This window comes from Shewanella chilikensis (assembly GCF_002836945.1).
GTDB classification, from domain to species: Bacteria; Pseudomonadota; Gammaproteobacteria; order Enterobacterales; family Shewanellaceae; genus Shewanella; species Shewanella chilikensis.
In genome coordinates this window covers 87,732-110,064 of record NZ_NIJM01000004.1, presented here as the reverse complement: position 1 = coordinate 110,064, position 22,333 = coordinate 87,732, and the positions used below count along the sequence as shown (strand labels likewise).

The following is a 22,333-nucleotide window of genomic DNA, read 5'->3' as shown; positions in this document are numbered from 1 at the left end:
CCAAAGACAGTAGGGTTAGTCTTGCTGGTGGGCTAAAGTTTGGTAGTGCTGCTCCAGACGCTCGAAGGTCGAGGTGGAACTGGGGGTGGCGTAGGCTTTAAAGATCATCAGCACCCTGAGCAGGCCTTCATAGAGTGAAGACTTGGTGATATTGGCTATGCTGGATTGGGTCAGCTGATAGCTGATCCAGAAGCTGACTATCATCTTGATGGTATCGGCCAGGCTGGAGATCTTGTCTTGCTCCAGCTGCAGAAAGCCATCCTGACACAACTGTTGCAGTACGTGACTAGAGCGGGTCAACACCTTTTGCTGGGCTTCCAGATAGCGCTTTTTCAAGGCCTCATCGCGGCTGAGGATGTCGGCCAGGTTGGCGTACATAAAGCGAAATTGCCACAGGGTATAAAACATGGCATCGAAATAGCCAATCAACAACTCGACATCGACTTGCCTGTCTTCATAGGGTTGAAACCCCAGGTCCAGATGATTTTCATACTGGTCGAAAATACAACGAATAATGTCTTCCTTGTTGCGGAAGTGGTAATAGAGATTGCCTGGGCTTATTCCCAGATGGGCCGCGATATGATTGGTGGTGATGGAGCGCTCGCCGTGTTCGTTGAAGAGTTCCAGGCTGGCCTGGATGATTTTATCGCGGGTTTTCATCTGAGTCCTAAATGGTTGCGGCATCATCCGCAATCCGGCGAATGGCTCTTGGTTATGCTGCTTCGGGTATTATGCTAGCATTGTGACAATCCATCAGGCAAAACTCAATTATCCCGCCAATGAACCTTAGTCGTTACTCACTCTTGCTGTATCTGTTGTCGCCACTCTTACTGCTGTATCTGGCATTTAGGGCCTTGAAAAGCCCGGATTACCGTGGCCGGTGGGGTGAACGATTCGGCTTGTTCAAGGCCAAACCGACAGACCTGTTGATCCATACTGTTTCCATGGGGGAAACCTTGGCAGCTGTGCCGCTGATCAAGGCATTGATGCAAGCCAACCCTGATCTATCTGTCACGGTAACGACCACCAGTCCCACAGGTTCCCGTGAGGTGAATAAGGCATTTGGTGACACAGTGCAGCATTGTTATCTGCCGTTCGATCTTCCCTGGTGTGTGCGGCGTTTTCTAAACAGGCTCAAGCCTGCAAACCTGATTGTGATGGAAACTGAACTCTGGCCCAACTTACTGCATCAGGCCAAAAAACAGGGTGCCGGCATCATGCTGGCCAATGCCAGGTTGTCGGCCAAGTCGGCCGCCAAATACCAAAAGTGGGCCGGGCTTAGCCTGCCCATGTTGCAACTGCTGGATAAGGTGGCCGTGCAGACTCAAGCCGAGGCCGAACGCTTTATCGCTCTCGGCGTTGCCAGCGACAAGTTGAGTGTGTGCGGCAGCCTTAAGTTCGACCTGCAGCTGGATCAGCACAAGATAACTAAGGCCAGAGGCGAAAGGCAGTTGTGGGGGCGCGCCTCGTCCCCGTCCCCGGTATGGGTTGCCGGCAGTGTTCATCCTGGGGAGTTTGCCGCCATGCTGGAGTGCCATAAACGCTTGCTGGCGCTGTGGCCTGAGGCTTTGTTGATCATGGTACCGAGACACCCGGAGCAGTTCGATAATGCCGCCACGGCAATCAAGCAGGCTGGGTTTGCCTATGTGCGGCGCAGCAGTGGTCATGAGCTAGCTGCCGGGACTCAGGTGCTGCTCGGGGATACCATGGGGGAGTTACTGGGGTTATATGCCTGCGGCGATCTGGCCTTTGTCGGCGGCACCTTGATTACCAATGGCGGGCATAATCCGCTGGAGCCGGCGGCCTTGGGCTTGCCGGTCTTTGTCGGCCCCCATCATTGGGACTTTGCCGAGATAACCTGCATGTTGCAAGATGCCGGGGCCTTGCTGCAAGTTGAGGATGCCGCCTCGCTGGCGAGTGGCATAACGGCACTGTTGCAGGACAGCAACGCGAGACATCGTGCCGCCCAAGCCGGCTTGGAAGTGGTCAGCAGCAACAGAGGAGCACTGCAGAAGCAATTGCGGTTGGCTCAGGCTTTGTTGTCAGCTGAGCCGCGGTAGCCTTCCAGCAGCCACTGCCAGTTATCTTCGGTAAATTGCAGCTCGGGCTGTTTGCGTTTTTCTTTGTTGAAGGAACGCAACAGCCTACTGAGATTGGCCTGTTGCCAACCGTCGGCCGGGGTTCGCAGCTCTCCTCGGTCAAAATCAATCAGATAAAAGCCCTGGTCGCTGCTGAGAATATTCTTGGCGTTGAGATCGGCATGGTAGACACCACGCTGATGGAAACGGCCAATCAAGGCGCCGAGTTGTTGCCACTGAGGGCGCGACATGGCCTGTTTTTGCAGCAGAGCCACCAGATCCTCGGCACCATGAATGCGGCGGATCAGAATATCGGCCCGATACCAGAGACCGAAGCGTTCCACTTTGGCGGCAATTGGCTCGGGCACAGGTAAACCTTCTTCAAAGAGTTGCTCCAAGAGCGCCAGTTCTGCTACAGCACGGGTCTTGGGGACGCCGGTGAATAGGTAGGCATCTTTGCTGAACTTTTCCATCAGGCCGCCGCGCCAATAGTGGCGCAATACCCACTGCTGTTTCCCATGCTCGACAAACCAGGTGGTGTAACGCCCCTTGGATGAGCCGACAATCGCTTGCTGTTGCCGCCAAAAAGACTCGTCAAACCAGGTTTCATCCAGGGCTTGTGGGGCGGCATGACTCAGCGCCAGGCAACCCTTGGCGGTATTTTTAATCTGCATCGGCTATTTGTTCGTTATAAGCTTGGAACCTGGGTCTATTCTACATTAAGATCTGGGGTTTGCACCCAAGAAGCCGATTCTGTCCATGAGTCTTGACCCAGCGAAAATTCAATCTCTCTGTTTGCTGCGCCTGTCGGCGATTGGTGATGTTTGCCATGCCGTCGCCATGGTGCAGGCGATTCAGCGTCAGTATCCGCAACTGGCCATCACCTGGGTGATAGGTAAGATAGAATATCAACTGCTCAAACACCTGCCCGGGGTGGAGTTTGTGGTGTTCGACAAAGGCCAAGGCTGGAAGAGTTACTTCAATCTGCGGCGGGCGCTCAAGGGGCGTCGTTTCGATGTGCTGTTGCACATGCAGGTGGCGCTGCGGGCTACCATAGCCTCATTGATGATCCCCGCCAAGGTGCGCATAGGGTTTGACCGGGCCAGGGCCAAAGAGGGACAATGGTTGGTGACCAATGAACAGGTGGCTCCGTTGGCCACACCCCATGTATTGGAAGGCTTTATGGGCTTCGCTAAGGCTTTGGGGGTGACAGATCTTCAGCCTAAGTGGAACATTCCTGTGCCCCCTGCCGATACTGAGTTTGCCTGTCAGTTGATCCCTGATGGGGATAAGGCACTGATTATTTGCGCTGCCGCCAGTAAGGCAGAGCGAAATTGGTTGCCAGAACGTTATGCTCAAGTAGCCAATCATGCGCTGGGAAAGGGGTATCGTGTGTTGCTTTGCGGCGGTCCCGCTCCTATGGAGTATCAGCTTGCCGAGGCCATTCTTGAACATGGCGATGCGCGCATCGAAAACCAGGTGGGTAAGACTTCGCTGACGCAGCTTTTGGCGCTTTTGAAACAGGCGAGCATAGTCCTGGCGCCGGATACCGGTCCTGCTCATATGGCTGTAACCCAAGGAACACCGGTGATCGGCCTATACGCCCACTCCAATCCTGGACGCACTGGGCCTTATACCTGTTTGGATAGCGTGGTCAGTGTCTATGATGAGGTAATTGCCTTGCAATATCCAGGTGAGGTTCCCTGGGGTACACGCGCCAAAGGCGCGCATCTGATGGAGATGATCCCGGTGGCTCCTGTAATTGCCCAATTGGATCGTCTGTTGCCAGCAAGCGAAAGCACTTAATCAAGCGATCCACAACAATACTCCGGTCAATAGTAAGGAGCTTCTGATTAATGGTAAACTTCAGGCTTGATGGGCTCATCTGCTGACAAACATCAGTTGAGTGATGCAATGAGGGAGGATGGGGTTTTTCCATTTTATTTTAGGGATAATGTCGATGTCCGTGGCGCCAAAATTTCTGTTTGTACCTGTCTCCTGTGAAGAGGGAATAGGTGAATATATGCGTTCCACCATAGTGGCCGACGAGATCATGCAGCGTTGGCCCGGAGCACAGATTGAATTTGTGCTTAACAGTCGCGCCCCCTATGCCAAGTATTGCCCCTATCCAACGCATCTGGTTGACGACACTCCCACCAAGCGAGTGAAAGAGGTGAACCAGTTGATCTCAAAGTTAAAGCCTGATTTAGTGGTCTTCGATGCCGCAGGACGTAAGGCACAGCTGAAACATGCTTATCGCAGCGGTGCCAAGGTAGTTTTTATCAGCCAACACAAACGCAAACGTGCTCGTGGCATGAAGCTTGTGCGGGCATTGGTCACTGACAGTCATTGGGTGGTACAGCCTGAGTTTGTGATTGGCGATATTAGTCGTTTCGATCGCTTTAAGTTAAACCTGATTAAGCGGGCCGAGCCCATCTTTACCGGTCCTATCTTCGCTCGACCCGATAAAGTGTTGCAACAGCAGTTGCAGCAAGAATATAGCTTAAATCCCAAGGGCTATCTCCTCTATAGCGCAGGTTCTGGCGGTCATTATGTCGGCGCAACTCTGGCGGCTGAGCGTTTTGCCCAAGTGGCGCAGATCTGTTATCAAAAGATGGGAATACCCAGCGTCATGGTGTTTGGCCCTAATTATCCTAAACCTCTGCCTAGGTTAGAGGGTGTAGTGAGTATAGATCGGCTCTCCAGCGTGGAGTTTATCAACCTGCTTGATGGCGCAGTGGGCGCTGTGCTAAGCGGTGGCGATACCCTGCTGCAGGCGATAGCTCTTAAGGTGCCAACGTTGGCTGTGGCTGTTTCCAAGGATCAACCCAAGCGGATTGATAGCTGTGTGCAGCGGGGCTTAGCCATCAGCAGCGATATCGAGACCGATACCATGTGTACTCAGGTACAGCGCCTGTTGGAACCACAAACTGTAGCGCAGTTAGTTGCCAATATGGATAAAGAGGGGGAGGCCAAGGGGTTGGATATCTGCATAATGGAGATTGCGCGACTATTGGGGCTTGATTATGAGTAGTAAACGGATCGGCTTAGCTATAGACAGCCTCGCCGGTGGCGGTGCAGAGAAGATAGTCTTAACCCTGGCGACTGAACTGAAACGTTTGGGACATGAGCCGCATCTTTTGGTGCTGACCCCTCATTATGATTATGCAGTCCCTGAGGAAATTCCCTTGCATGTCTGCTTCGATGAAGGTGAGCGGCATATCATTGCCTGGTGGCGGTTGGGTCGCTCGGTTGCCAGGGTAAAGCAATGGTTCGATGAACTCGAACAGACTTATGGTGGTTTTGACCTTATTTTGTCTAATTTGGACAAGAGCAATTTATTGCTAACTCGTGCCGGCGTATCACCGCTCTATATTGTGGTGCATAACTCTATTGAAGAGGAGTTGAAGCGTGAGCGTAAACTCGGACTATTAGCTTACCTTGCAATGCTCAGAACCAAGCTGGCACTGAACGGCCAGGCGTTGATCACAGTCTCCAAGGGGATCGCTCAGGAAATTCGCCAGAGCGGGCGAATTTCTCCCCGCAGTATGCGTACTATATATAATCCATTCGATATAGAAGCGATAAGGGCAAAGGCTGCAGAGGAACACCCGGATATTCCCAAGGGGGACTATCTGATCCATGTTGGTCGTGTCGCACGGCAAAAACGTCATGACATACTATTTCAGGCTCTTGCCAAGATGCATAAGCCTTTGCCGCTGGTGCTGCTTTGTAACAATCCCAAGAAGGCGATGAAACTGGCCAGAAAATACGGCGTGGCCGATCGCATCATCTGTCCCGGGTTTCAGGCCAACCCCTTTCCCTGGATAAAGGCGGCGCGCCTATTAGTGCTAAGTTCCGATTATGAAGGCTTTGGTAATGTCCTGGTCGAGGGGTTATTGTGCGGCACACCTGTGATCAGTACCGACTGCCCCCATGGACCTGATGAGATTTTAACGGGTGAATTGGCTAAATATCTGGTGCCAAGACGGGATAGTAAGGCTTTAAGTCAGAAGTTGGAGCAAGCCTTGGAGTATTATCCGCCTTTTGCCGACAGTCAGATCCTTACGCAGGTGACTATCGACAAAATTGTTGCCGATTATCTGAGCCTCTGTGAGTCCTCTTAAGGGTAATGGAATAGAACTTTCACTACTTGCAGCCTACTTACTTAAGTTCTTGCTTGTTTAATCGTTTTACAAGCCCTGATATTACAGCCTCGTTGTTGGTGGGCTAAATATAAAGCATTAATAAATAATGCTTTATAAAGTTTTCCCTGCCTAGATTTATGTTCAACATATGCTCAATTGTTGATTAAAGGCTGAAATTTTTCTGTTTCACCATAGAAGTTTAGGATTTGCTTTTCCACTGCATTTGCGACTTGGTGTGGGGCAATAGAGCTTGCTTTACCTGTACCTTCAAGGATGATGCTATCCCCCAGTGGTTGCCAGAGCTTAAAGTCGCTGGCCATTAGAGTTACTTGAGGCTTAGACATACATACAGCGAGATGAGCAGTAGCTGTATCTACGCTTATAATTAGATCGCAAAGACCTATGATAGCTGGAAGCTCAAAGAAATTATTCAGTGCAGTAAAAGTCGTGATCTGTTTTGGATTTAAATCTCTATCTGCTCTTATCTCTGCAGTGACAGATTCAAGCTTATCTGGCGGTGTGTTGACTATGAATACCAGGTTGGCATATTTTGAATTCAGAAGCTGGATCAGTTGTTTCACTTGAGGCCAAGGGTAGTCTTTTTTCGTCGCCGTTGATAGGTGATTGATAAAAATAATGAGTTTATTTGAGTCACCCTGTGTGAGTGAGGTTATCACGGGTTGGACACTAGATTGATATTCTGGACTAATATTAATATCGAGTTGTTTGTTGCCGTTAATGAGATCTTTGGTATCTAATCCTAGAAATTGATTAAAGCAATGACCATAGAACTCTGTAACATGTGAGCTTTTTTTAGCTATATCACGGTAGTTGAGAATACCATCGAGTTTGCCAGCATGGATTTTACTGCTAAATAGATTTCTTAGGGTGTAGTTCATGGTGGCGACAACTACGGCTGTCGATGAGATTTGACGTGCAATCTTTGCAAATTGTTCGCTACGATTCTTCCCTACGAAAATGATGATATCGTAGTTTTTTTCTCGAGCGGCTTGGATTGCTGCTTGACGTTGATTCAAATTGCTCACTATGGGATAGACGTCGTCGAAATCCCCTATTGCATTTATCCATTCCGATAGAATTTTGTTGCGGCCTTTGGCCCAATCGTGGGGCTTACTGCGACAGTCATCAAACCAGATATCGATACTAAGATGAGGGTATTTTGCTTTAAAGGCGCGTAACCAAACACCTTGGTAGACAAAGTCACCAATGGCCAAGTGTGTCATGTACAAGACACGTTTAGCTTTCAGTATGCTTGAATGTTCAATTATGACAGACACAAGAATCTCTATTTTAGATAGTTGGTAAACTGTGTGAATTTTTTGTCAAGCTTAGGCGTTGCAAAAAGCCGCGCCAGGGCACGTTGCCAGTTAAGATATAGCTTGGTTAATTTACGTTGCTTCATCTTTTCAAGCCCCCCATGAGGGTTGATGTCCGATAGGCCCGTCAGATCGACTGAAACGCAGTATGGGATGAGTCCAAAAGGATAAATACCTAGCGTCCACCAGGATTTTAGGTGCCCATCAACTGGCTGTACCACATAAGGCATGTTTTTGATAAGTGCTTTCGCTCCTTTTTTACTCACTACCTGTGCTACAGCGCTAATTGGAAACTTATGATAGCTAATAAATTTGTGCTTATGGTAAGTATAAGCATTCCTAATATTACTCTGGCCACCTTTGCGGAGTGGATAAAGCTTAATGAAATCCCATTCTTTTGTGGGTAGGTTTCGCATTAAGTCGACCACTTCGGAGAAATTGTCTTCTAGGTAGATGTCATCCTCAAGGATGAAGGCAAAATCCAAGTCATCATCGATAATTTTTTGCCATGCTTTTTTGTGGCTAAGACTGCAACCGACCTCTCCTTTACTTAGCGCCCTGTAATAGTTTTTTTGCACTAATTTGGCAGGAGAAACCTGTTCAATTTCTTCATCTGTTAGTAGGTTGCCATCAACACCTTCTATGCGTTCGAAGGGGACTCCAACACGATTGAGTTGCTCGGAAATGCGGGCCATCCGCTCAGTAGAGCGGGCTAGATTGATAACGAAAACCTTATACTTCATCATGAGTTTTAGCTATTTCCTTAAATGGTGACGAAGGCTTTAGCCAAGGCACTGATGATCGTTCTCGGTAGCTTATAACGCTTATGTGCTTTGTCGATAAACAAGTCCCAGCCGTCACTTTTTATTTCTTTTAAAATGTCAGCATCTATTTGGTTAGCAAATATGTCGCAGAAGTCGTTTACAAATCTGACTTCACGTTTTAAAGAAGAGTTAGTATAGCCTCTACCAGCATAATGGATGAAGCTGGCTTGTTTATAATTTTCTGCCCCTAAAACATCCATGCGGTTAAACCGTGAAGATATGCTTTTATTTTTGAGCTTATCACGTTGTATCAGGTAATTTACATAAGTTTGTTCATAGTACTTTATGTGATTACAAAGTTTCTGAAGATCAGATAATGAGGCAATATCAAATACCGGACATTGGCGTGAAATTAGCATGCAGCCTAGGTTATAGTAGACAGGGCGTCCATTTACTTTTGGCCAGTCTTTTATTTCACCCATGATCGCAGAGATTTTGTCTATCACAGGTTGACGTTCTAGCAACTGTCCTTCATTAAATAGATAAATAGTATCTAGTTCATTATAAACTTCAAAAATGTTGTCAGCATCTGGAGTAATAATGATATCGGCATCCAGGTACAGTACCCTATCGTATTTTTTCAATAACTCCTTGATATATAACTTCTCTGTCCATGCAGGGCTGGCGGTATGTTTTGGATTTGTGATGGTGATTGGGTAATGGAGCTCCTTTGAAACGATAAGATCAGCACCGACTTTTTCGGCATATCTTTCGAAACTGAGTAACGCGGCACGGTACATGGGATTTTCATCACCAATAGCAAGCGTAAAAATAGCTGTTTTCAATTGATTGTCTTTCATTACAAATGGGCTCCTCAAGGCTTAATTACTGACCGATAAAGTGTTGCGCGGCCAGCCAGTCCAGATACTCGGGTACTCCTTGCTCGACTGTTTTAAAGGCCTGAGTATATCCAGCAGCCCTAAGCCGAGTGAGATCCGCCTGGGTATAGCTTTGATAGGCGCCTTTGAGCTTATCCGGGAAAGGAATATATTCGATTTCCCCCTTACCGTGATAAGCGATCACCGCATTGGCCACATCGTTGAAGCTCTGTGCTTGACCCGTACCACAGTTGTACACCCCTGAGACACTCGGATTTTGCCATAGCCAGAGGTTGACCTTGACTACATCTTCGACATACACGAAGTCTCTCAGTTGTTTACCATCTTCGAAGCCGTCGTGGCCCTGAAATAGGCGGCAGATGCCATTCGCCTTGATCTGATTGTTGAAGTGGAAGGCTACGCTAGCCATGCCGCCCTTATGTTGTTCTCTTGGTCCATAAACGTTGAAGTAACGTAGTCCGGCCACTTGAGTCGTGAAGCTATGTTGCCTGACATATTGATCGAAGAGGAACTTGGAGTAGGCATAGACGTTGAGCGGCTTTTCCAGCTCCCGCTGCTCGACAAACTTATCGCTGCCGCCGTAAACAGAGGCCGAAGATGCATAGATAAACTGGCTGCCGGTACGCTCACAAAAGTGGAGCAGGGTTTTGGAATACTCGTAGTTGTTAGCCATCATAAACTTGCCGTCCCACTCTGTGGTCGACGAACAGGCGCCTTGATGGAAGATCACTTCAACCTTGTTATCGAATTGTCCTTGGGTTATCTGTTCGATGAAGTCTGCTTTATCCAGATAATCGGCGATTTCACAGTCGGCGAGATTAAACATCTTGGTGCCGTCGGTCAGGTCATCTACGGCAATAATATCACTACGTCCTAAGTTATTGAGCGCTTTAACTAAGTTGCTTCCAATAAAGCCTGCGGCACCTGTGACTACTATCATAAGTATTTTCCAATTTTCGTGTGACTCATATCAATTTTGAGTCGCTAAATGTTATAAATCCGAGGTGAGTGGTTGGGGCTCACCATAAAAGGTATCTAGAAACTGTGCAATTTCCTGTGCCGCAGCGTCAAAATCGATTAGTGCCATATTTCGGCCAGTTTTTTTGCCTATCGGTGGAGTAAAGGCTAGACGCTTGTGGCTCTGGGTCAAAGTTTGCCAGCGAATCTTGGGCGCTGAACGCCTCCCAGCGTAAAACCCTACAGTTGGCACATCATGAAGCCCTGCGATATGTAAAGGGCCTGTTGAACCTGCGATAAACATGTCGGCAGCGACCAGTGATTCGGCAAAGTCGGCAAGGCCGGCTAAAGGTTTAGCCATTACCACTTTGACTCCATTAGCTTGTAAATCTTTATTGATTATTTGCGCTAATGCTTCTTCGTCACCGTTGAAGGTGAGTACAAACTTACAGTCGATTTTAGTATTGGCGTTTATCTGTGTTAATAGGTAGGCAAAGTCCTTTGGGGCGAGCGCACCGGATGACCCGCCTGTACCCGGATGAGCAAAGATTAACTTTTCACCTGCAGAATGTTCGTAATAGGCTTGCCATTTGTCTCGCACGGCTTGCTTATCCCAATATTGTTTGGGAAGTGCTGGGATACTGTATCCAAAGTGATTAAGGAAGTGCTCTACCAGTAGGCAAGCTCCACGCCAACAGGGCTCTCCCTTACGATACTGAACGTTGGCTCTATGTTTATAGAGATATTGGTACCAGTTATGCTTAGGAGCGAGTTTATAGGCAACATCTATGTGACGTAAGATTTTGTAGATACGGTATTCGGATTGAGAGATGAGAATTGCGTCATATTGCCTGGCGGTGATGGCTTCGCCAATCTCTTCGTCATTGCCGTTATCGACAATGACATGGTCAACATAAGGGCATACTTCAGCAAATGGCTTTACGGCTGGAGAGACAAACATTTCAATACTGGCTTGCGGTAAAGCATGCCTGAGTAAATACAGTGCAGGCCACATGAGGACAAAGTCGCCAATTTTATCGTGTTTGATGACCAATACTCTTTTTAACATATGAAAAAATCAACTCATTGTAAAAACTTAAGTGGTCCATTGATGTCTACATCCTCGCGAACATCAATGGATCACTCACGAAAAAAGGCGTGTCAGTATACCAATTTAAACTCCATAGATCTGTGTTTTCGTCTTTCATAATCAGGTTTCGTCTGAAAGATTTGCATGGGTCGCTAAATGCCTTGAACTCAGACTCTCCTGGGTACAACCGTTGTTAAGGATTAACCACACCGATTCGATGTCAATGGTTCAATCCTGGGAGAGAACTCGGTAAACTAGGCGCGATTACACCATCAACTTAGGGCAGAGAGTCATGTACACGAAAGCCATCTATCCCGGAACATTCGACCCTGTCACCAATGGGCATACGGATCTTATCCAACGTGCCGCTGCGCTATTTTCTCACTTGGTGATAGGTGTGGCGGCCAGTCCATCGAAGCAGCCTTGTTTTACTCTGGAAGAAAGGGTCGCCATGCTCAACAAGGTGACCTCACATCTGGACAATGTCGAGGTGGTTGGCTTTACCGGGCTACTGGTGGACTTTGCCAAAGAACAGAGTGCCAATGTGTTGGTTCGTGGGCTGCGCGCTGTGTCTGATTTCGAATATGAGTTCCAACTGGCCAATATGAATCGTCGGCTCCACCCTGAACTGGAGAGTGTCTTTTTGACTCCGGCAGAAGAAAACTCTTTTATTTCATCGACCTTGGTCAAGGAAGTCGCGCTGCACGGGGGCGATGTCAGTCAATTTGTTCATCCGGATGTTGCCAAGGCCTTGGTTACCCGAATCAAAAAGCAAGGAAGTTAATTTCAATGAGAAGTTTTTTGTACAAAAGCTTGGTACTGGGCATTGGCCTGGGAATGAGTACTATGAGTCAAGCGGCGCCTTGGGTTGATAGTTCTGACATTTATTTAAGAGCCGATATACAAGCGCTGGCCGATGCCGGGGTAATCACGGTTCCGGTCAATACCTATCCCTTGATGTGGGCAGGTATCGGTGCCGACTTGGCCAAAGTTGAGCCGGCCACCCTGACCCCGGCGTTGACCGACGCCTTTTCCAGGGTGAATTTTTACTATCGTCAGGCGATAGACAGTCGCGGTAATGCGGCCATCAAGGCAACGGCGGCAACCGATGCTGCCAGGTTTCAACATTTTGGTTCTGACTATCGTGAGGAGGGACAACTGAGTGCCTCCTATGAATATGTCGGAGAACGTTTTGCCTTCAAGGTTGCAGGAACCGGGGCATATGATGCTCAGGATGATGAGAACGCCCGTCTGGATGATTCCTACATGGCTGTGGTACTGGGCAATTGGATAGTGACCGCAGGCACTGTGCAGCAGTGGTGGGGCCCAGGGTTTGATTCGGCCTTGCATAAATCAAATAATGCCAGGCCCATGCCGTCTGTGATGCTCAGTCGCAACAATGCCGCTGGCTTTGAAACCCCTTGGTTATCCTGGATTGGCCCGTGGACCTTGACTACCGGCATCAGCTGGATGAACGACGACAGGGCCATTGAAGATACCCTGCTGTGGAATATGCGCGGCAGTGTCAGACCCTTCAAACAGTTGGAAATAGGCCTTTCCTGGACCACGCAATTTTGTGGTGAAGGCCAGGATTGTGATCTTAGTTCGTTCTGGGATGCTATTTCAGGGGGGACCGAGTGTGCCGATGGAGAAGCTAGCTGCGACCCTTCTATGAATTCCAAGGTGGGCAACCAGATGGCGGGCTTCGATATTCGTTATGCCGACACTCTGTTTAACGTGCCTTTCGGCCTTTATCTGGAGCGCACCTGTGAAGACTCCAGCGGTTCGGCGCCATGGCAGATTGCCGACTGTGCCATGCTGGTGGGTGCTGATACCCGCTTCAACCTGGCGCAGCAACAATATAAGCTGTTCTTCGAGTATACGGATACAATGGTAGCCTGTGGCAGCGACCCTAATGTGTTTAACTGTTTCTATGAACATAGCACTTACCTGAGTGGTTCACGTTACTATCAACGTTCTTTGGGCTCCACCTATGACAGCGATGCCAAGGTTTATGTGTTGGGCTTGGTGGGGCAATTTGCCGACAGCCACGGCATCAACGCTTACCTGCGCTATGCTCAACTCAATAAAGACGGCAAGTCTCCTGCTCATGGTTGGGCACCTCAGCCTGCCAAGGAAGACCTATTGATGTTGGAGCTCAGCTATCGAATGCCCTTGCTGAAGGGAATGATGACTTTTGGGGGAACCGCTTCCCGTTCGGAATTCGATACTGATAACGATACCGATGCCAGCCTATTTGGCAGTTACGAATACAGATTCTGAGAAATAACATCTTCCCCAAGCCGGCTTAGCCGGCTTTTTTTATGCCTGTAACCGGAATGTTATCAATGTTGGGTTTAATGGTTGCGTAAAAAGCGGCGTTGACATAATTTAGCCTTAAGAAACGACTTCTATGCTGCAGTTCATGCCTATGTTTCATAGGCTTGAACTGTTTTTAGGTCAGTATCCCGGGAGCTTATTTTTGATTTCAGTCGTAATACCCGCCAAAGACGAAGCCGGCAATATAGGCCCTCTCATTAACGAAATCTGTCAGGCCTTGGCAAGTACAATTCCATTTGAAATTCTGGTTGTGGATGATGGCAGCAGCGATAACACTGCTGAAGAAGTGTTACAAACCGTAGAGCAAAATGGCTGTGATGCCAGAGTTATCCGTCATAAACGCAGTACAGGCCAGAGCACGGCTATCTGCACGGGAGTGCGCGAGGCCAAGGGGGAATATATAGTGACGCTGGACGCCGATGGGCAGAATGATCCTGCCGATATCCCCGCTATGATCCGGCTTATCCCGCAAATGAGCAGTGCTGATTTTTGTATCGCAGGTTATCGAAAACACCGTAAAGACACAGCTTGGAAACGCTTTCAATCCCGTTTTGCCAACCGGGTACGCGATGCTTTGTTGCACGATGGCGTTCCGGATACCGGCTGTGGCCTTAAACTGTTTCCACGAGCCAGTTTTCTGAAACTTCCCTATTTCAACCATATGCACAGGTATATTCCGGCGCTTATCCGCCGCATGGGGGGAGATGTGCGCATTTCCGTGGTTAATCACAGAGACAGACAAGCCGGTATTTCAAAATATACTGCTTGGAATCGACTCTGGGTGGGAATCGTCGACATCTTGGGGGTGATGTGGTTGATCCGCCGGGCCAAAATTGCCGAGATAGACAGCATTGAACACAGCCGCCGGGATTAAGTTGAAGCGTTTGCTAAAGACACTGTTGTTGCTCTCTGTCTTGCTTGGGCTGATGTTGGCCGTTCAGGCAGGCTGGTTTGAGCATCTCACCGACAGTAATTGGGTTGCCAACTTTATTCAGCGCCAAGGGAGTGGTGGACTGGCGTTACTGTTTGCTGTGGGCACCCTGTTTACTGCCGTGGGGGGGCCAAGACAGATCATTGCCTTTGTCTTCGGTTTTGCTCTGGGGGGGGCTGTTGGCGCCCTGTTTTCTACTTTTGCCGCCTTGGCGGGTTGCCTTCTCAGCTTTTACTGCGCCCGCTTGACGGTACGCGAATTCTTGCAAAAACGTTTTGGTATACGGCTGCAACGTTTTGAACGGATGATCATCCATCGCACCTGGCTCAAAGTATTAATGATCAGGCTGTTACCTGTGGGCAGTAACCTGTTGACTAATCTTTTCGCCGGGGCAACCCGGGTTCCTGTCGGCGGTTTTTTGCTTGGCAGTTTCATTGGTTATTTACCGCAGATGCTGATCTTTGCCTATGCCGGGGCCGGTTTGGGTTTGTCTGATCAGTATCAACTTGGCATCAGTCTGGTGCTCTTGCTGCTTTCCAGCTTTATAGGAACTTACCTTTACCGTAATCGCCTGAGTCGTCAGGTGGATGATTTGGTCACAGATAAACAGGAGCTTTGATGAATTGGCTGCGTAGCTACTTTGACAGTGATAGTTACACCAGGGTGTTTTGGGCATTGTTCTGGCTGACCCTGTTTATTATGTTGCTGGGAATTGGATTCCGCTCTCCCTGGCCTGCTGACGAACCCAGATTTGTCGAAGTCGCCAGAGAAATGGTCAGTAGCGGTCAGTGGTTGTTTCCCAGTCGCGGCGGCGAATTTTATCCTGATAAACCGCCGGTTTTCATGTGGGCCATAGCACTTTGCTACGCCTTGATTGGTGATCTCAAGCTGGCTTTCTTGCTGCCCAATGCTCTGTGTGGTTTGTTGACAGTGATGCTGGTCTACGATCTGGGCGCCAGACTTTGGAATGTTCGCACCGGGCGCAATGCCGCTCTGCTGCTGCTATTGGTGCCGCAATTTTTGATGCAGGCCAAGAATGCCCAGATAGATGCCATGGTGATGTGCTGGGTTACTTTAGGGTGTTATGGTCTATTGCGCCATTTCCTCAAAGGGCCGAGTTGGGGCTGGTATTTCGCCGCCTGGGGCTTTATGGGGTTGGGGGTTATCACCAAGGGGGTTGGCTTTCTGCCTCTGCTGTTGCTGTTGCCGTTGGCATTTTACAGCTGGCAACGAGGCTTATGGCGAGAGAGCTGGCGCTGGCGGGCGCTATTGGGGCCGGTTGTTATGCTAGCCGTAATTGCGCTCTGGTTGGTTCCCATGATACTGACGGTTCAAGCATCCGCGAGCCCGGAGCACCTGGCTTACATGAACAATATTCTGTTTAAGCAGACGGGTGAGCGTTACGTTAATGCCTGGGATCATATCAAGCCTTGGTATTTCTTTGTTTTCAGTGTCATTCCCTGGCTCTGGTTCCCACTGCCTTTATTGGCATTGGCTTACGGAAAGCGACTCTGGGCAGCTATTAAGGCAGATCCAGGCATTGCCGTCTTGCTGTTATGGGTCTTGTTGGTGGTGGTATTTTTCAGTATCAGCCCCGGCAAGCGCAACCTCTATATTTTGCCGGCACTGCCTATGGCCGCGCTGGCCATTGCGGCTGCACTGCAGAAGGCACAGTTGTGTCTGTGGTTTGAGCGCTTGGTTTCCGCCTTGCTGTGGTTGTTGGGGGGGGGGCTGCTGACTTTAGGCGTGCTGGCATTGCTGCACCATCCCAAATTGCTCGAGAGGTTGGCGGACTATACCGATGATCTCACAGGTATCGGCTATCTGTTTATGGTGCTCGGTTCCTCCTGGCTAATTTTGATTTGGTGGTTAAGGAAGCAGCCTTCGCTGTTCAGGGCTGGCGCTGTAACTATCCTGGGATGGCTTCTGGTCAGTACCTGGGGCTATCTTTTACTCGATGAAATACGTACTCCCAAGGCCTTGATGCAGCATACTGCCGAGGTGATAGGTGAGGAAGCCGAGCTTGGGCTGATCCGCTTCAAGGAGCAGTTTATTCTGTTTTCTCCCATAAGTATTACCCATTTTAGCTATTTGGCATCCACCGCCGAGCAGGAGCGCCGGGCCTGGCAGTGGCTGCAACAAGGTAAACAACGTTATCTCCTGGTTCCTGGGTGGGTAACCCTTGAATGCTTTGATTTGAGTAAGGGTCAGAACATGGGCTCGGCTCACAGGCAAGATTGGTATTTGCTGGCGGCATCGGCGAGTTTACCCGAGTGTCAGGAACCCAAGACCATGGTCAGTTACTACACGCCGCATCCGGGACAGTGGATGCGGGAATAGTCTTGAGTCAGCGCGTTTGGCACAGGCTGCAAAACACTGTGGTGCGCTGTCCCAGGCGTATTTCGGATAACATATGGCCACATTGGGTACAGGTTTCCCCACCGCGGCCATAGACGTGCAGCTTCTGGGCAAAGTAACCCGGTTTACCTTCGGCATTGGTGAAATCTTTCAGTGTGGTGCCGCCCTGTTTGATGGCCTGAGCCAGGATCAGCTTTATCTCGGCGACCAGCACTGTCAGCCGCTCTTTATCTACTTTACCGGCCTCGGCCTGCGGGTGGATCCCGGCGGCAAACAGGGCTTCGTTGGCATAGATATTACCGACACCCACCACAATGGCATTGTCCATCAGACAAAGTTTTATCGCCTTCTTCTTGCCTTTGAGCGCCGCGTGCAGTTGCTCGACATTGAAGGCATCCGTTAAAGGTTCGGGGCCCAGTTTGGCCAGCAGCGGATGTGCCGTTTCCGGCAACTCGCACCAGAGCCAGGCACCGAATCTGCGCGGATCGTTGAACCTCAGCACCCGGCCGTTTTCCAGCTCCAGATCTATATGATCGTGTTTCTCCGCCGGTGTGCTACGGGGCAAAATCCGCAGGCTGCCGGACATCCCCAGATGCACTATGCAGGTACCTGCATCTGTATCCAGCAGTAGGTATTTGGCGCGGCGGCGCACGGCTCTGATGGTCTGTCCTATGATATTGCGGGCCGTTTCGGGTACCGGCCAACGCAGTGAAGGATTACGAACGATAAGGTTACTGACGGTCTGATCAACAAGATACGGCGCAACCCCGAGGCGGGTCACTTCCACTTCCGGCAATTCTGGCATAAGGCTTTCTGCTCTATCAGCTTGTGGATACACTCAGCAGAGGTATAACACCACTTCTGAGGCTAGGGGGAATAAGATACCAGTTCCCGGCGGCAGATTTAAGCAGTCCCTGATGGGGGTAGAACAGCCAAAGTTGTGGCTCGGCAGCACCGCTGACTTTCAACAGCAACTCTCGTGGCCGCTCATCTTGGGTGAGTTCAGGCTTACTGGCTAATGGTGATACCCGAATACTGAGCCAGGCTTGACTCCAGTCGGCGCAATTGAGCACCTTGGGATCACACTGCCATTGGCCATTGGCGGCCTGTGCCAACCAGATCCCGCCCAGTTGCAGCTGCTGCAGTTCAGTATGGCTGTCAAACAGTTCGCGGGTATCGGGCACTGAGTTCATGCGTTTATCCAGCAAGGTCAGTACCGACACCATCAGGATGGAGGCCAGAATAATGATGTTATTCCACTGTTTGCGGGTCAGTGCCATGGGCAAGAATGTTTGGTTGAGGTCGAATCGCCAGTGTAGCACGGTGGCAGGTATCAGCCACCCGTGCTGTTCATAAACCTCAGGATCTGCACCTGATTGGGATCGTCGAAGTGATGCTCTTTGGGCTTGCGCTGAATCGCCTCGAAGATAGCCTGCTTCAATACGTCTATATTACCAGGATGGCTGCGGATGATCTGCTTCAGATCCAGTGAGTGTTCGTTCCCCAGGCACAGCAGCAAGCGGCCTTCGGCCGTGACTCTGACCCGGTTGCACTCATGGCAAAAGTTATGGCTGTGGGGTGAAATAAAACCTATATGGATAGGGCTGTCGGCCATGCTGTAGTAACGTGCCGGGCCGCCGGTACGCTTGGATGACAGGCTCAGTGGCCAGCGTTGATTGATAATTTCCCTGACATCACTGCTGCTCATGTGCCTTGGCAGAGAACGCTCTTCCATCACACCCAGAGGCATCTCTTCGATAAAGGCGATGTCCAGCTGCTTTTGACGGCAATATTCCAACAGATCGATAATTTCGTTTTCGTTGCGTCCCTTGAGGATCACGGCGTTGATCTTGATCCTGTCAAAGCCGGCTGCTTTGGCGACATCTATGCCCTTGAGCACCCGCTCCAGTTTGCCGTTACGGGTTAGGGTGGTGAAGAGTTCGCTCTTTAGAGTATCCAGGCTGATATTAAGGCGGTTCAAGCCGGCGGCTTTCAGCGCCGGAGCCAGCTTGGCCAGCCTGGAGCCGTTGCTGGTCATGGAAAGATCCTTGAGCCCGGGTAGCGCCGCCAGCTGCGCCACCAAGCGGTCGCAATCACTGCGTACCAAGGGTTCGCCGCCGGTGAGGCGTATCTTGCTGACGCCAAGCTCGGTAAATGCGCGGCCGATAAAGGCCAGTTCCTCCAGGCTCAGTACCTGTTCCCGCTCCAGAAAACAGGGATCTTCACTCATGCAATAGATGCAGCGAAAATCACACCTGTCGGTAATGGAGAGGCGCAGATACTCTATTTTGCGGCCAAAGCCGTCACTCAGGCTGTTCAAGGGCAGCCTCAGAGCAGGTCTGCAAACGGGTGTACATAGACGGTTTCACCCGCCTCTATGCGTTCATCGGCCTCGCCGATGATCACCAAGCAGTTGGCCTTGACCATGGAGCTGAGCATGCCTGAGCCCTGGGCACCGGTCGTGCGTACGTGTAATTGGCCGTCATCTCCCAGGGTCATGATGCCGCGGCTGAATTCGGTGCGGCCGCTGCGGCTGCGCATGGCTTCATCGGCAATCGCCGGTAATAGTCTTGGCTGCCAGCTTGGTTCACCGGCCAGTTTACGCAATGCCGGTTGAACAAACATCAGGAAAGAGACCATCACGGCCACAGGATTGCCGGGCAAGCCGAAGAACAATGTTTGGTCTATCTTACCGAACGCCAATGGGCGTCCCGGGCGCATATTGATACGCCAGAAGTTGATTTCCCCCAGCTGGGCCAGCACTGTCTTGATATAATCGGCATTGCCGACGGACACCCCGCCCGAGCTGATAATCACATCGGCCTGATTCGCCGCCTGGCTCAATGTTTGGCTCAGAACGGCTTCCGAGTCTTCGATGATCCCCAAGTCCAGCACTTCACAGCCAAGGCGTTTGGCCATCGCCTTGATGGTATAGCGGTTGGAGTCGTAGATGCAGTTGGCCCTGAGCTCAGTGCCGGGTTGGCTGACTTCATCGCCGGTGGAAAATACGGCAATTCTGGGGCGGCGTTTGAGGGGCATCTCAAACAGTCCCAGTGAAGCCAGCAGGCCTTGTTCGGCAGCGCCTAAACGTGTGCCACTGCCAAGGGCCACGGCACCTTGGGCTATATCTTCACCCGCCAGACGCACGTGCTGGCCGCGATAGATTTTGCCACTGAAGCTGACCTTGCCATCGGTTTCGGTGGCAAGCTCTCTGGGTTGAATGGTATCTGCGCCAAGAGGAACCGGCGCACCTGTCATAATTCGTACCGCTTCACCCGGCTGCAACTGGCCAGAATATTGATGACCGGCTAGCACTTCTCCTTTCAGTTCAAAGGATTGTGACATATTGTCTTGAAACGCGAAGGCGTAACCATCCATTGCCGAGTTGGTCTGCTGCGGTACGTTCACCGGTGATATGGCGTCCTGGGCCAGAATACGGTTGTCGGCCTCATCGAGCGTCAACAGCTCTGTCTCTGTGACGGGTTTGACTTGCTCCAGGATATGGTCGATGCCCTGACGTACCGACAGATTTTGTTCGCTGCCGAGCTCACAGGCACTTAAGGGCAGGGCTCTTGCTGAAGAGGACTTGAATTCGGGGCGATACTCGCGAACATACTGCTGCACAAAATCAGCAATTTGCGCCACATTGTTGAGATCCAGGCGGCGGATCTCCCCCGGCAGCTTGGTTTCATCACAGCAGGCGATTGCGAGGATATTGGGATCCTCGGTATGGATAAAGGGTTTGCCATGGGCGGCTCTGTGTAATTCAATCTTGGGCAGCGCCAGTTTCTTGAAGCCTTCCACCAACACCAGGTCGGCCTTGTCCTGTTCCAACTGGCCGAGTAGATGCAGCAGGTCCGGATCTCTGTCCAGCGGATCTTCAGTCATCAAGGCCCAACGCACATGGGAGGCCACCAACATCTGTCTGGCGCCGGCCTTGCGCATCTCATAGCTGTCTTTACCCGGCTCATCAATATCAAAGTTGTGATGGGCGTGCTTGATCACTGCCAGTCTTAAACCACGACGATTCAGCTCAGGGATCAACTGCTTCAGCAGCGTGGTCTTGCCTGTGCCGCTGTAGGCGCAGAAGCCCAACACGGGAATGGACAGGGGATTGGTAAAGACAGTGCTCATAAAAACCTCTTAAGCTTGGGATATTTCCGCCGCGAGTTGTTGTTTTTGTTCGTTGGTGTTGACGTTAATAAAGGCGCTGGGTTGATCGGCGAATGATTCAACCACTACCGGGTGTTCACTGTACCAGAGATCGATACGGCGCCTGCCAGAATCGAGAAACGCCTGCATCGAATCCCTCACCGTCGGTTTGAGCAGCATAACCACTGGTTGCTCACGCTCGCCATCGGATGCCACGGCGAGATCCGCTTCTGACGCCTGCAGCTTTTGCGCCATACGCTCGACCAGGTCTTTGGGCAGCAAAGGGCAGTCGCAAGGCACCACCAACAGCAGATCGGCGTTTGTTTTGTCCAGGGCGCTAATCATCCCCGCCAATGGCCCAGGGTAGCCCTGTTCCAGGTCGGCAATGACAGGAAAACCGAACTCAGCATAACGTGTTTGATTGCGGTTGGCGTTGATCAGGATCTGATTCACCTGAGGTTTTACCCTGTCGATAACGTAGGCAATCATGGGGCGCCCCAGCAGATCTACCAGGCCTTTGTCTTCTCCGCCCATACGCCTGGCCATGCCTCCGGCGAGTATCACCGCATCAATGCGCTGCGACATAGTTCTCCTCCTGCAGTTCTTCCGTGGCCAGGGTCAAATTGGCTGAGGTTGTCAGTTGTTGTGATTCTATATGCCAATGTTGGTGACAAAGTGCTGTCAGTTCTGAATGCTGGTGGCTACTGATCAGCAGCCCTGTGCCTTGTTGCTTCAATTCGGCAATCATAGCAAAAACGGTTTGTTGCGATGCTCTGTCCATATTGGATATGGGTTCATCCAGCATAAGTAACTTGGGTTTCAACAGCCAGGCTCTGGCCAGTGCCAGCCGTTGCCGTTCACCGCCGGACAGCGTTGAGGCGTTGGTTTTGAGTAGTTTCCCCAGTTGGGCATTTTCTATCGCGCTTTGCATCCTAGTGCGCTGCTCGGCTTTATTCAAGCCGCTGTATTTTTGCGCCAGTTGCAGATTGTAGCTGACACTGCCTTCAAACAAGTATGGGTGCTGATGCAGGTAAATAGCCTTACCGAGCAAGGTATCACCTCGCCACCAGGGCGTCGCTGGAAATCCTTGGGTATAGATGGTACCGGCGCTGGGTTTGAGTAAACCGGCCAGCAGTTTCATCAGAGTGGTTTTACCGCAGCCATTGTCACCTTGCAGATAGATGACTTCACCCTGACAAAACTCCAGTTGCCGGGCGCGAAATAACAGGCGTTCACCAAAACGCATCTCAAGATCTTGGGCTATCAGCTTTATCATCAA

General features: G+C 50.5%; 22 protein-coding genes. 9 read left to right on the top strand and 13 right to left on the bottom strand.

What is annotated here, in order from left to right:
• Positions 1-15: 15 nt before the first annotated feature.
• Positions 16-660, bottom strand: a complete 645-nt coding sequence (locus CX651_RS02580) for a TetR/AcrR family transcriptional regulator (RefSeq protein ID WP_101053270.1) — start codon at positions 658-660, stop codon at positions 16-18.
• A 119-nt stretch (positions 661-779) separates the two neighbouring features.
• Between CX651_RS02580 and waaA the strand changes: the two genes are divergently transcribed.
• A complete protein-coding gene (gene waaA / locus CX651_RS02575; RefSeq protein ID WP_101053268.1) occupies positions 780-2,060 on the top strand; it encodes a lipid IV(A) 3-deoxy-D-manno-octulosonic acid transferase in 1,281 nt (426 codons plus the stop codon).
• On the opposite strand, the gene CX651_RS02570 is transcribed toward waaA, so the two are convergent.
• Positions 2,030-2,752, bottom strand: coding sequence for a 3-deoxy-D-manno-octulosonic acid kinase (locus CX651_RS02570; protein WP_101053266.1), 723 nt, complete (start codon positions 2,750-2,752; stop codon positions 2,030-2,032). The genes waaA and CX651_RS02570 overlap by 31 nt on opposite strands.
• Before the next feature lie 85 nt (positions 2,753-2,837).
• On the opposite strand from CX651_RS02570, the gene CX651_RS02565 reads away from it, so the two are divergent.
• From CX651_RS02565 to CX651_RS02555, 3 genes are all read left to right on the top strand, one after another.
• Entirely contained in the window at positions 2,838-3,884 is a 1,047-nt protein-coding gene (locus CX651_RS02565; protein WP_101053264.1) for a glycosyltransferase family 9 protein, read from the top strand.
• Positions 3,885-4,038: 154 nt separating this feature from the next.
• A complete protein-coding gene (locus tag CX651_RS02560; RefSeq protein WP_229839740.1) occupies positions 4,039-5,112 on the top strand; it encodes a glycosyltransferase family 9 protein in 1,074 nt (357 codons plus the stop codon).
• Entirely contained in the window at positions 5,105-6,205 is a 1,101-nt protein-coding gene (locus CX651_RS02555; RefSeq protein ID WP_101053260.1) for a glycosyltransferase, read from the top strand. Before CX651_RS02560 ends, CX651_RS02555 begins: the two co-directional genes overlap by 8 nt.
• A 173-nt stretch (positions 6,206-6,378) precedes the next feature.
• On the opposite strand, the gene CX651_RS02550 is transcribed toward CX651_RS02555, so the two are convergent.
• The 5 genes from CX651_RS02550 to CX651_RS02530 are packed head-to-tail and all read right to left on the bottom strand — an operon-like array spanning position 6,379 to position 11,252.
• Complete coding sequence (locus tag CX651_RS02550; protein WP_101053258.1) at positions 6,379-7,524, bottom strand: glycosyltransferase family 9 protein; 1,146 nt, start codon at positions 7,522-7,524, stop codon at positions 6,379-6,381.
• Positions 7,525-7,532: 8 nt separating this feature from the next.
• Positions 7,533-8,309, bottom strand: coding sequence for a glycosyltransferase family 25 protein (locus CX651_RS02545; protein ID WP_101053256.1), 777 nt, complete (start codon positions 8,307-8,309; stop codon positions 7,533-7,535).
• A 17-nt stretch (positions 8,310-8,326) separates the two neighbouring features.
• Positions 8,327-9,187: a glycosyltransferase gene (locus tag CX651_RS02540; RefSeq protein ID WP_224866810.1), complete on the bottom strand. Its 861-nt coding sequence runs from the start codon at positions 9,185-9,187 to the stop codon at positions 8,327-8,329.
• 25 nt (positions 9,188-9,212) lie between these two features.
• The gene (gene rfaD / locus CX651_RS02535; RefSeq protein WP_101053254.1) at positions 9,213-10,166 is read right to left on the bottom strand and encodes an ADP-glyceromanno-heptose 6-epimerase; all 954 of its coding nucleotides are present in this window, start codon (positions 10,164-10,166) and stop codon (positions 9,213-9,215) included.
• A 51-nt stretch (positions 10,167-10,217) separates the two neighbouring features.
• Positions 10,218-11,252 carry a glycosyltransferase family 9 protein gene (locus tag CX651_RS02530; RefSeq protein WP_101053252.1) on the bottom strand — a complete coding sequence of 345 codons (1,035 nt, stop codon included), beginning with the start codon at positions 11,250-11,252 and terminating at the stop codon, positions 10,218-10,220.
• Positions 11,253-11,565: 313 nt separating this feature from the next.
• Between CX651_RS02530 and coaD the strand changes: the two genes are divergently transcribed.
• The 5 genes from coaD to CX651_RS02505 all read left to right on the top strand — a co-directional run bounded on the left by coaD (position 11,566) and on the right by CX651_RS02505 (position 16,884).
• Complete coding sequence (coaD, locus tag CX651_RS02525; RefSeq protein WP_101053250.1) at positions 11,566-12,057, top strand: pantetheine-phosphate adenylyltransferase; 492 nt, start codon at positions 11,566-11,568, stop codon at positions 12,055-12,057.
• Positions 12,058-12,062: 5 nt separating this feature from the next.
• A complete protein-coding gene (locus CX651_RS02520) occupies positions 12,063-13,556 on the top strand; it encodes a capsule assembly Wzi family protein (protein WP_101053248.1) in 1,494 nt (497 codons plus the stop codon).
• 199 nt (positions 13,557-13,755) lie between these two features.
• A complete protein-coding gene (locus tag CX651_RS02515; protein WP_101053311.1) occupies positions 13,756-14,487 on the top strand; it encodes a glycosyltransferase family 2 protein in 732 nt (243 codons plus the stop codon).
• Between the two features lies 1 nt (position 14,488).
• Complete coding sequence (locus CX651_RS02510) at positions 14,489-15,163, top strand: TVP38/TMEM64 family protein (RefSeq protein ID WP_071475709.1); 675 nt, start codon at positions 14,489-14,491, stop codon at positions 15,161-15,163.
• Positions 15,163-16,884 carry an ArnT family glycosyltransferase gene (locus CX651_RS02505; RefSeq protein WP_101053246.1) on the top strand — a complete coding sequence of 574 codons (1,722 nt, stop codon included), beginning with the start codon at positions 15,163-15,165 and terminating at the stop codon, positions 16,882-16,884. Before CX651_RS02510 ends, CX651_RS02505 begins: the two co-directional genes overlap by 1 nt.
• 7 nt (positions 16,885-16,891) lie before the next feature.
• On the opposite strand, the gene mutM is transcribed toward CX651_RS02505, so the two are convergent.
• From mutM to CX651_RS02475, 6 genes are read right to left on the bottom strand one after another with little or no spacing between them, the layout of a single operon-like run.
• The gene (gene mutM, locus CX651_RS02500; RefSeq protein WP_045283807.1) at positions 16,892-17,707 is read right to left on the bottom strand and encodes a bifunctional DNA-formamidopyrimidine glycosylase/DNA-(apurinic or apyrimidinic site) lyase; all 816 of its coding nucleotides are present in this window, start codon (positions 17,705-17,707) and stop codon (positions 16,892-16,894) included.
• 16 nt (positions 17,708-17,723) lie between these two features.
• Complete coding sequence (locus CX651_RS02495; RefSeq protein ID WP_101053244.1) at positions 17,724-18,182, bottom strand: hypothetical protein; 459 nt, start codon at positions 18,180-18,182, stop codon at positions 17,724-17,726.
• Positions 18,183-18,235: 53 nt separating this feature from the next.
• Complete coding sequence (gene moaA / locus CX651_RS02490) at positions 18,236-19,222, bottom strand: GTP 3',8-cyclase MoaA (protein ID WP_101053242.1); 987 nt, start codon at positions 19,220-19,222, stop codon at positions 18,236-18,238.
• Positions 19,223-19,230: 8 nt separating this feature from the next.
• Positions 19,231-21,036, bottom strand: coding sequence for a bifunctional molybdopterin-guanine dinucleotide biosynthesis adaptor protein MobB/molybdopterin molybdotransferase MoeA (locus tag CX651_RS02485; RefSeq protein ID WP_101053240.1), 1,806 nt, complete (start codon positions 21,034-21,036; stop codon positions 19,231-19,233).
• A gap of 9 nt (positions 21,037-21,045) precedes the next feature.
• Positions 21,046-21,639 carry a molybdenum cofactor guanylyltransferase MobA gene (gene mobA / locus CX651_RS02480; RefSeq protein ID WP_101053238.1) on the bottom strand — a complete coding sequence of 198 codons (594 nt, stop codon included), beginning with the start codon at positions 21,637-21,639 and terminating at the stop codon, positions 21,046-21,048.
• Positions 21,623-22,330 carry an ABC transporter ATP-binding protein gene (locus tag CX651_RS02475; RefSeq protein ID WP_101053235.1) on the bottom strand — a complete coding sequence of 236 codons (708 nt, stop codon included), beginning with the start codon at positions 22,328-22,330 and terminating at the stop codon, positions 21,623-21,625. Before CX651_RS02475 ends, mobA begins: the two co-directional genes overlap by 17 nt.
• Positions 22,331-22,333 lie beyond the last annotated feature (3 nt).